The sequence below is a fragment of the Psychromonas ossibalaenae ATCC BAA-1528 genome (assembly GCF_000381745.1).
Classification (GTDB): Bacteria; Pseudomonadota; Gammaproteobacteria; order Enterobacterales; family Psychromonadaceae; genus Psychromonas; species Psychromonas ossibalaenae.
The window spans coordinates 47,596-56,478 of the sequence record NZ_KB906997.1; the positions used below are offsets into that span (position 1 = coordinate 47,596).

An 8,883-nucleotide genomic window follows, 5' to 3' on the forward strand; every position below is an offset into this window, starting at 1 on the left:
AACGAACTTAAGCCTGTCTTCTGCGCTAATACTCAAGCTGCTCTTTTTTTTCTAAGAGCATCTCTTTAACCGCCTTGAGTGCTTTGCCTTGATTAACCACTTTCCAGGCCAGATGCAGCTGTACCGGCTTTCTCGGCATGTCTAAAGTCAATTCTACTAATTCACCCGAATCTAAATATTGTCGAATCCGGTTTCTCGGGAGAAATCCACAGCCTATACCGGCAAGCTGCGCGTTAATTTTATATTCAATACTCGGGACATAAAAGAAGTGATCCTGCGCGAATACGGCATGTGTTAATGGTACCCACTGTGATGCGGTATCATGTGCAACAACGGTGCGGTACTTACTGACCTGTTCAATGCTTAACGGCTGCGGTTGTTTAGCTAGTTCATGATTTGGGCTGACCACAAAAACCGGATCAAAAGTACATAATGCCACGGTTTGTATGCCTTTCTGCTTAGGGATCGGCTCAGATGCGCCGATAATCAGATCTATTTTATCATCAGCCAGTGACTCCCAGGCGCCGTTTAAGATCTCTTCACGAATATCCATTTCAACTGTTGGATGATCCTGTAAAAAAGCACTAAAAACATTAAATATTTCTGGAGTTTTTAATATCGAGCTGATAGCGATATTAAGTTTTGGCTCCCAGCCGTTGGCAATTGTCCGGGTTTTTTCGGCAAGACGTTCCGTTGCTTCTAGAATCAGGCGTCCTTCGTTAAGCAGATTTTTACCTGCCGGCGTTAATACGGCGCGTCTTCCCTGCTTTTGAAAGATGGTAACAGCAAGCTGCTCTTCTAATTTTTGTATTATATAAGAGAGTGCAGACGGGACTTTATTGAGCTGTTCAGCGGCCGCCGCATAACTACCGCGCTTATCGATTGCATCTAATACAACTAACGCTTCCAGTGTAATCGGACTCATAGATCTCCCCGTATAAAATTAATTGTTCAAATATTCTGAATAAACCAAGCAGATTAAAGCCCTTATTTAAAACTAAAGCAATTCCTATAATTACTACATCAGTTAAAAAGTGATTAGGAGCGGAAAATGGGATTAATAGTTAAAGGTAAATGGGTTGATAAATGGTATGACACAGAAAGCAGTGACGGCGAATTTATTCGCCAGGAAAGCCAGTTTCGTTCGCTGATAAGTAATGTCCCCGGCAGCCGATATAAACCAGAAGCAGGCCGTTATCATTTATATGTATCTCTTGCCTGCCCCTGGGCACACCGTACCCTTATTTTTAGAGAATTAAAACAGCTCCAGAATATTATCTCAGTCTCTGTCGTTGAGCCGCAGATGCTGGATAAAGGCTGGACTTTTCCTGCACAGGGTGAAGATCTTTATCAGTTAAAGCATCTATTTGAAGTGTATTTAAAAGCGGATAAGCATTACCAGGGGCGGGTTACGGTTCCAGTATTATGGGATAAAAAGACCCAGTCTATTGTTAATAATGAATCAAGCGAGATTATCCGAATTTTCAACAGTGCGTTTAATGAGCTGACTGGCAATAATGCTGATTATTACCCGCAGGATTTACGTCCTGAAATAGATACGGTTAATGAACGTATTTATAATGATATTAATAATGGTGTTTACCGTGCTGGTTTTGCAGCAAATCAAGAGTCCTATGAAAAAGCCTATACAGCACTGTTTTCATCACTGGACTGGTTAGAAGAGCGCTTAGCTGTGCACAGGTATTTAAGCGGCAAAAAAATAACGGAAGCGGACTGGCGTTTGTTCACTACCTTAATACGTTTTGATGCGGTTTATCACGGTCATTTTAAGTGTAACCGTCAAAAGCTCAGTGAATTTAAACATATCAGCGCCTATCTGCGTGAGTTGTATCAAGTGCCGGGTATTAAAGGCACGATTAATTTTGAACATATAAAAACCCATTATTATAACAGCCATACCATGATTAACCCGACGGGTATTGTCCCTCTAGGACCTGACTTGGATTTTGAAGCTCAGCATCTACGTGATCTTTTATAAAGCAGAGGATTGTATTTTGATTAAACATATTCGTTTTGAAGAACTCGGCACTGAAAATTACGGCTGGCTGCAGACGCGTTACCATTTTAGCTTTGCTGCTTATTACAACCCGCAGCGTATGGGCTTTGGCAAGTTACGGGTTATTAATGATGATATTGTCGCAGCCGGTCACGGCTTTGATCCGCACCCGCACAAAAATATGGAAATTATCAGTTATATCCGCAGCGGCTCTGTCTCTCATGAAGATAGTGAAGGTAATAAAGGCCTGACTGAAACGGGGGAGGTTCAGGTGATGAGTGCGGGAACCGGTATTATGCACTCAGAGTATAATTTAAGTGAGCAGCCGTTAACGCTTTATCAAATATGGATTGAAACGGATAAACCTAATGTGCAGCCACGATGGGAAAGTAAAAAATTTTCTACAACCCCTGTTACGCAGAAACTGCCTTTGTTAGTGTCCGGCTTTGCACAGGATAAAGATTCAGCTTTATTTATTCATCAACAGGCGCGAATTTTTGGAGGGTGTTTAAAACAGGGCTCCGTCATAACACAAGAGATTGCCGCTCAAGCTTATGTTTTAGCATCAAAGGGACAGTTTATTATTAGCGATCGTGATAATAAGGAAGTTTTTCTTAATCAGGGAGACGGTGCACAAGTGACGGAAACAGATTTATTAACTGTGTTGGCCGTAACGGATTGTGAACTTGTTATTATTGATGTGCCGAGTTGATTCAGCACATTTATGCGGTTTATTTTTTATGTTTGATTTTTTTTACCTGCTGGCGCAGTTCAAAATCAAATTCATCCGGGAAGAAAATTAAACCTTCACTGTTCTGGTCCGGGAAAACTACTAATGCCAGCTCATCGTCTTCTAAACCGTGTGTCCAGCGGTCAAACCACTTCTGCAGGGAAATGGCTTCGGCTTTACAGTGCGACCATTCTTCTGTAGCCCAGGCCTCCGCAAACTCCTGATTCGGCCAGACTGGCACACAGTCTTCATCTTCGGTGTTAAGCATGACACAGCCATGCTCATCAACTAACAACCAGATTTGTGAATTTTTAACGACTTCTTTAAGCAGGTATGAGTAACGCTGCTGGGCATCATATTTTTGAATTTTTTTTATCTGCTGCTCGTCTAATTGCTGACTCATAGGTTTTCCTGTTGCTAGAGTATGGGAATAAGGGCTAAGGATAATCGAAATAAAGAGGCAGGTCTGTAATTATTGCAAAAAACAGCGATTGCGGACAACCGCTGTGATAATCGAGGGGATTACGGTAGTAACTGCAGCTGCGTAGTCTCGCTTGCTATTAAATGATCAAGCATCGGCACCATGACTATTGGTTCATAAGCTTTACTGATGGCGCGGATCATTTTAGCCCGCGCCTCTTCATGTCTGTCCTGCAGGTTACGTGACTGCAGGAAATGCTCTTCACTAATCCACTGACTGTAGGATAACCATTGATTGTCATGTGTCTTATGCAAACGAGAGCCAAGTGCTCCATATTTTTCAATGTTACGGTGGATAATCTCAGACCAGCCTTCTTTAAAAGACTGCTCACATCCCGGTTTAATTTCCCAGCGAAAAAGTACGGCGATCATAAAACCTCCAAACTGCGTTTAGCAGATACTTATCAGATACTTTAAGTTTTTTCGACAAAGGCCTTTATGTCAAGTAACTACCGCGCTATAAAGCAATTAAATGACCTTATTTTCCGCTGATTGATGCAGCCGTTACTGCAATTATGCATCTCTGGGTAACCCTTTTTCAACTGCTTTAATTAAGCGCTGTTTAAGACGTTCATTAACAAGCGGAATCTGTTCTTTATGCTGGGTTAACGCCCATTCAATATGTTCGTTTAATAACTCGGATTCGCTGTTTATCAGCTTGGCATTTAAAGCTGTAACAAGTGCTTCACTGGTGGGGGCATTGCCTAAGGCAACGGCAATATTACGCAGCCAGCGCTGATAACCGATACGGCGGATAGGCGAGCCTTCGGTATTAGTTAAAAACTGCGCTTCAGTCCAGTTAAAAAGATCTAATAACGGCTGTTTGTGCAGCTGCTGACGGACCTGGTAATCGGCTTCCTGAGTGGTATCTGCAAAACGATTCCACGGGCAGATTAACTGACAGTCATCACAGCCGTATATACGGTTGCCGATCGCTTTTCTAAACTCAGCCGGGATCGGGCCCTGAAGTTCGATGGTGAGGTAAGAGATACAGCGGCGCCCGTCAACAATGTAAGGTGCAACAATCGCATCTGTTGGACAGATTTTTAAACAGGCGACGCACTGCCCGCATCTGTTTTCCACCGGTTTATCAACGGGCAGCGGTAAATCGACCATTAACTCGCCGATAAAAAACCAGGATCCCGCTTTGGCATCAATTAACAGTGAGTGTTTACCTACCCATCCGAGGCCGGCTTTCTCTGCCAGCGGGCGTTCTAATACTGGTGCGCTGTCAACAAACGGCCGGTAGCCAAGACTGCCGACCTGCTGCTCGATTTTTTGTCCTAACTGTTTGAGTCTTTTGCGTAAGACTTTGTGATAATCACGGCCTAGTGCATAACGGCTGATATAGGCGTTATTTTTATCTTTTAAGGTACGTGCAAACTGAGCATTGTCAGGTAAATAATCCATGCGCACCGAAATGACCCGTAATGTGCCGGGGTGCAGTTCATCTGGACGAGCGCGTTTCATACCGTGCTTTTCCATATAATCCATTTCACCGTGATAGCTGTTATCTAACCACTGCTGTAATTTGCTTTCATGCTGCTTTAGATCTATATCTGTGATGCCCACTTCCTGAAAACCTAGTTCTTTTCCCCACAGTTTGATATTTTCAGAGAGTGCTGATAAATCAAGCAGCTCAATTTTAGTGTTGGTTGTAACAGCTGGACTTTTTGATGAATTTACAGGACTTGTCATTTGAACTCTCAATAGGATAAAACAATGCTTTCTGATCAGATAAAAACGAAGGACAGTTTACCACATTCTTTATACCGTGCTCAGCAGATCCAGGATTTTGAGGGGCAGGCTGCCGAGTTAGCCGGAACCGAATTATATACATTAATGGAACGTGCCGGACAGGCCTGCTGGCAAGTATTTAAACAGCACTTTCCAGATGCCGGGCGGGTATTAGTTTTATCGGGTAAAGGTAATAACGGTGGTGACGGTTATATTTTTGCAGCTGCAGCCAAGGACGCCGGATTAGATGTACAGCTCTGTCAGATGGGGGAACCTGTTGATTTAAAAGGTGACGCAGCCCGGGCGAGAAATGCATGGTCTATAGCCCAAGGTACTATTGACGGCATTGAGCATGCAGATTTTGAAGGCGCCGATGTTATTGTTGATGCATTGTTAGGGACCGGACTGCTGGGGCCGGTACGCGCTGAATATCAACGCCTGATTTACAAAATAAATCAGGCCGGTAAAGCGGTTTTAAGTGTTGATATTCCCTCTGGTTTAAATGCTGACAGTGGTGCGGTGAGTGATGTTGCAGTTAAGGCGGATATTACGGTTAGCTTTGTTGGATTAAAGCAGGGGTTATTTACCGGTTGTGCACCTGAGAACTGTGGAGAAATCTATTTTTCCGGACTGGGCATCACTAAAGAGTTTGAATCTATATGTGAAAGCACAGTCTCACGTGTGTTATATGATGATTTCAGTGACTTGTTAGTGAAGCGCAGTCGTATCAGCCATAAAGGTTTTTTTGGCCGAACATTAGTGCTAGGCGGTAATACCGGCATGCCGGGAGCGGTTCGGCTGGCCGGCGAAGCCGCTTTACGTACCGGCTCTGGATTAGTTAAAGTCTTAACTCGACCTGAAAATCAGTTAACGGTGACTGCCGGGCGTCCGGAGCTGATGGTTGAAGCTTTTCATCTGGATAAAATGGATGACAGTACAATTCGAGACTGGGCAACTAATTTGGTGATTGGTCCAGGGCTGGGTAAAGACGAGTGGGCAGAGAATTTATTTAACTATGTTCTGGCCAGTGATTTAGCAACAGTGGTTGACGCAGATGCTTTAAATTTACTGGTTAGTAAACCAGCCTGGAAAGACAACTGGATATTAACGCCGCACCCGGGAGAAGCCGCCCGTTTACTGGGCTGCTCGATTACTAAAGTTGAAAATGATAGATTTAGTGCAGTGCGTAGTTTACAACGTAGTTTTGGCGGAATTGTGATTTTAAAAGGCGCCGGCACGTTAATTTGTGACGGAAAGCAAATCTATATAGCAAATGTCGGCAATCCGGGCATGGCAAGTGGTGGCATGGGGGACGTGCTTTCTGGTATTATCGGAGGCTTATTAGCACAAGGGATAGATCCGCTGCACGTGGCCGCACTTGCCGTAAATATTCATGGTTTAGCTGCCGACTTAGCCGTCAAGCAGGATGAACGTGGTTTATTAGCAAGCGATCTGTTCCCGTATATTAGGAAATTAGTAAATCCATAATGTTTGATTTGTTTAAAGAAAAGTTAGCTGATGCCGAGCAGACCGTCGCTTTCGGCAGCCGTTTAAGCGGCGCCTGTGAATCACCTGTTTGTATCTATTTACATGGGGATTTAGGGGCAGGGAAAACGACGTTAACACGTGGTTTTATCCAGGGATTAGGACATAAAGGTAATGTAAAAAGCCCGACTTATACTTTGGTAGAGCCCTATGAACTGGCAGAATGGCAAGTTTATCATTTTGATTTGTATCGACTGGGCGATCCTGAAGAACTAGAGTTCATGGGGATTCGTGATTATTTTTCTGATACCAGCCATTGTTTAGTTGAGTGGCCTGAGCGTGGGGAGGGGGTATTACCTCCTCCTGATATTGATCTGACTCTCTCTTATGTGGGGGAGCAGCGGGTTATTGAGCTTCAGGCAAACTCAGAAGCTGGTTTACGAGTTTTAAATAAATTATGAAATTAACAACACGACTGTTTATCCGTTCGCTATTTGTATCTGTTTTGTGTGTATCTGGGCTTTTCTCGCTTGCTTTAGCTGCCCAGAGCAACCAGTTAAAAGGAGTGCGGGCATGGCCTTCTCCGGATAATACGCGTGTTGTATTAGATCTGACTAATAAACCAAATTATGAAACTCACTATTTAAAACATCCTGACCGCCTGGTTATCGACCTTAAATCAACCTCAACAAAGGTTAATTTAAAGAAAATCGTGAATGACGGCCCTTTAGTTAAAGGGTTACGGGAAAGCGCCAGCGGCAAAGCAGGTACATACCGTTTAGTGGTTGATTTAAATAAAGCCAGTAAAGCCAAAATATTCTCACTGCCGCCTGCAAAACCTTACGGGCATCGTTTAGTGGTAGATCTGCCGCATAGTGGACTGAGTAAACCAGCTACTAAGCCTAAACCGCAAATTAGTTCAACTCCCGCCGGACGAGATGTTATTGTTGCCATTGATGCCGGTCATGGTGGAGATGATCCCGGCGCATTAGGAAAATATACCTACGAGAAAAAGATCACTTTGCAGATCGCAAGGCGTTTACAAAAGAAAATAAATGCACAGAAAGGTATGAGTGCATTTTTGATTCGTACCGGTGATTATTTTGTTAATCTCAATAAACGCTCCAGCATCGCACGAAAAGGTAAAGCAGACTTTCTGGTTTCAATTCATGCCGATGGTTTTACCTCCAGCCAGCCGCGCGGCGCATCCGTATGGGTCTTATCGAAACGTCGGGCGACAACCGAACAGGGGCGCTGGATGGAAAACCACGAAGCCCGTTCTGAGCTGATCGGCGGCACCGGGGATATGATGCAGGACTCCAGCAATATGCCTTATTTTCAGAAAATGGTGCTGGATATGTCCATGGATAAATCCATGGATGTCGGTTATAAAGTCGGGGATCTGGTTGTTAAGGAGTTAAAGAAGGTTACTAAGCTGCATAAGAAAAAACCCGTGCATGCCAGCCTGGCTGTTTTAAAATCGCCGGATATTCCTTCAATACTGGTGGAAGCTGGATTTATTACCAACCGCAGTGAAGAACGCCTGTTAAATCAGGCTGACCATCAGGATAAAATTGCCAATGCGGTATTTAAAGGTATTTATAAACATTTTACCCGCTCACCGCTGCACGATACTATGTTTGCTCAGAAAAAACGTGCCATTAAACATACCGTCCGCAGCGGCGAATCTTTATCTGTTTTATCACAACGTTACAGTGTGAGTTCTAAGCAGTTAAAAGAATATAACAACCTTAGATCAAGCTCTCTGCGTACCGGTCAGGTATTAAATATTCCGCCGGACTATCAGCTGGTGGTCAAGCATGAGCCCGCTCGTCAGGCAACGGCCGTTAAGCAGGAAGCGCAAATTCATAAAGTCAAAAGAGGGGAGTCACTATCGGTGATCGCCTCTCAATATGGCAGCAGCGCGAGCGCATTAAAATCTTTTAATAATCTGCGCAGCACGTCTCTGGCGGTCGGCCAGAAAATTAAGATCCCCGGCGGTTATGTTGTTACAACGCAGACGGCTAATTCACGCTCTGTTGTCTCTCAGCCAGAACGTGTTCATCGAGTAAAAAGCGGCGAGTCTTTATCGGTGATTGCCTCAAAATACGGCAGCACAACTAGTGAGCTGAAAAGCTATAATAAGCTCCGTTCTACTTCTCTGCGCATCGGCCAGAAAATAAAAATACCAGGCTCTGCAGTGCAGACGGCACAAGCCGCTCCCAAAGTCGTGGTCAGCAAACCGATTGTGCATAAGGTAAGAAGCGGTGAATCGTTATCGGTTATTGCGGCAAAATACGGCAGCAGCAGCAGAGAGCTGAAAAGCTATAATAAGCTCCGTTCTACTTCTCTGCGTATCGGCCAGAAAATAAAAATACCAGGCTCTGCAGTGCAGACGGCACAAGCGGCTCCCAAGGTCGTGGTCAGCAAACCG

General features: G+C 44.2%; 8 protein-coding genes and 1 pseudogene. 5 read left to right on the forward strand and 4 right to left on the reverse strand.

Annotated features, from left to right (window positions below; genetic code table 11):
* Window positions 1-25: 25 nt before the first annotated feature.
* The gene (locus G327_RS0114985; protein ID WP_019615614.1) at window positions 26-925 is read right to left on the reverse strand and encodes a LysR substrate-binding domain-containing protein; all 900 of its coding nucleotides are present in this window, start codon (window positions 923-925) and stop codon (window positions 26-28) included.
* 126 nt (window positions 926-1,051) lie between these two features.
* Here G327_RS0114985 and G327_RS0114990 point away from each other — a divergent pair, with 126 nt between their 5' ends.
* Window positions 1,052-1,999, forward strand: a complete 948-nt coding sequence (locus G327_RS0114990) for a glutathione S-transferase family protein (protein WP_019615615.1) — start codon at window positions 1,052-1,054, stop codon at window positions 1,997-1,999.
* Window positions 2,000-2,015: 16 nt separating this feature from the next.
* On the forward strand, window positions 2,016-2,729 hold the full coding sequence (locus tag G327_RS0114995; protein ID WP_026339376.1) for a pirin family protein: 714 nt from the start codon (window positions 2,016-2,018) through the stop codon (window positions 2,727-2,729).
* A 19-nt stretch (window positions 2,730-2,748) separates the two neighbouring features.
* Here the strand turns inward: G327_RS0114995 and G327_RS0115000 are convergent, their stop codons facing one another.
* From G327_RS0115000 to queG, 3 genes are all read right to left on the reverse strand, one after another.
* A complete protein-coding gene (locus tag G327_RS0115000) occupies window positions 2,749-3,150 on the reverse strand; it encodes a DUF2750 domain-containing protein (RefSeq protein ID WP_019615617.1) in 402 nt (133 codons plus the stop codon).
* 119 nt (window positions 3,151-3,269) lie between these two features.
* The gene (locus G327_RS0115005; RefSeq protein WP_019615618.1) at window positions 3,270-3,599 is read right to left on the reverse strand and encodes an antibiotic biosynthesis monooxygenase family protein; all 330 of its coding nucleotides are present in this window, start codon (window positions 3,597-3,599) and stop codon (window positions 3,270-3,272) included.
* Window positions 3,600-3,740: 141 nt separating this feature from the next.
* The gene (gene queG / locus G327_RS0115010) at window positions 3,741-4,925 is read right to left on the reverse strand and encodes a tRNA epoxyqueuosine(34) reductase QueG (RefSeq protein WP_019615619.1); all 1,185 of its coding nucleotides are present in this window, start codon (window positions 4,923-4,925) and stop codon (window positions 3,741-3,743) included.
* A gap of 24 nt (window positions 4,926-4,949) precedes the next feature.
* Between queG and G327_RS0115015 the strand changes: the two genes are divergently transcribed.
* The 3 genes and pseudogenes from G327_RS0115015 to G327_RS24830 form a co-directional block, all read left to right on the forward strand.
* The gene (locus tag G327_RS0115015; RefSeq protein ID WP_019615620.1) at window positions 4,950-6,452 is read left to right on the forward strand and encodes an NAD(P)H-hydrate dehydratase; all 1,503 of its coding nucleotides are present in this window, start codon (window positions 4,950-4,952) and stop codon (window positions 6,450-6,452) included.
* On the forward strand, window positions 6,452-6,910 hold the full coding sequence (gene tsaE / locus G327_RS0115020; RefSeq protein ID WP_019615621.1) for a tRNA (adenosine(37)-N6)-threonylcarbamoyltransferase complex ATPase subunit type 1 TsaE: 459 nt from the start codon (window positions 6,452-6,454) through the stop codon (window positions 6,908-6,910). The genes G327_RS0115015 and tsaE overlap by 1 nt, the downstream gene beginning before the upstream one ends.
* Window positions 6,907-8,244 (forward strand): annotated as a pseudogene (locus tag G327_RS24830) (N-acetylmuramoyl-L-alanine amidase); the annotation flags it as partial. The gene tsaE and the pseudogene G327_RS24830, both read left to right, overlap by 4 nt.
* Between the last annotated feature and the right edge of the window lie 639 nt (window positions 8,245-8,883).

Excerpts from the sequence above, each read along its gene's own strand:
- G327_RS0115000 (WP_019615617.1), bottom strand. The coding sequence starts at position 3,150 with ATGAGTCAGCAATTAGACGAGCAGCAGATAAAAAAAATTCAAAAATAT.
- G327_RS0115015 (WP_019615620.1), top strand. The coding sequence starts at position 4,950 with ATGCTTTCTGATCAGATAAAAACGAAGGACAGTTTACCACATTCTTTA.
- G327_RS0114990 (WP_019615615.1), top strand. The coding sequence starts at position 1,052 with ATGGGATTAATAGTTAAAGGTAAATGGGTTGATAAATGGTATGACACA.
- queG (WP_019615619.1), bottom strand. The coding sequence starts at position 4,925 with ATGACAAGTCCTGTAAATTCATCAAAAAGTCCAGCTGTTACAACCAAC.
- G327_RS0114985 (WP_019615614.1), bottom strand. The coding sequence starts at position 925 with ATGAGTCCGATTACACTGGAAGCGTTAGTTGTATTAGATGCAATCGAT.
- G327_RS0115005 (WP_019615618.1), bottom strand. The coding sequence starts at position 3,599 with ATGATCGCCGTACTTTTTCGCTGGGAAATTAAACCGGGATGTGAGCAG.
- tsaE (WP_019615621.1), top strand. The coding sequence starts at position 6,452 with ATGTTTGATTTGTTTAAAGAAAAGTTAGCTGATGCCGAGCAGACCGTC.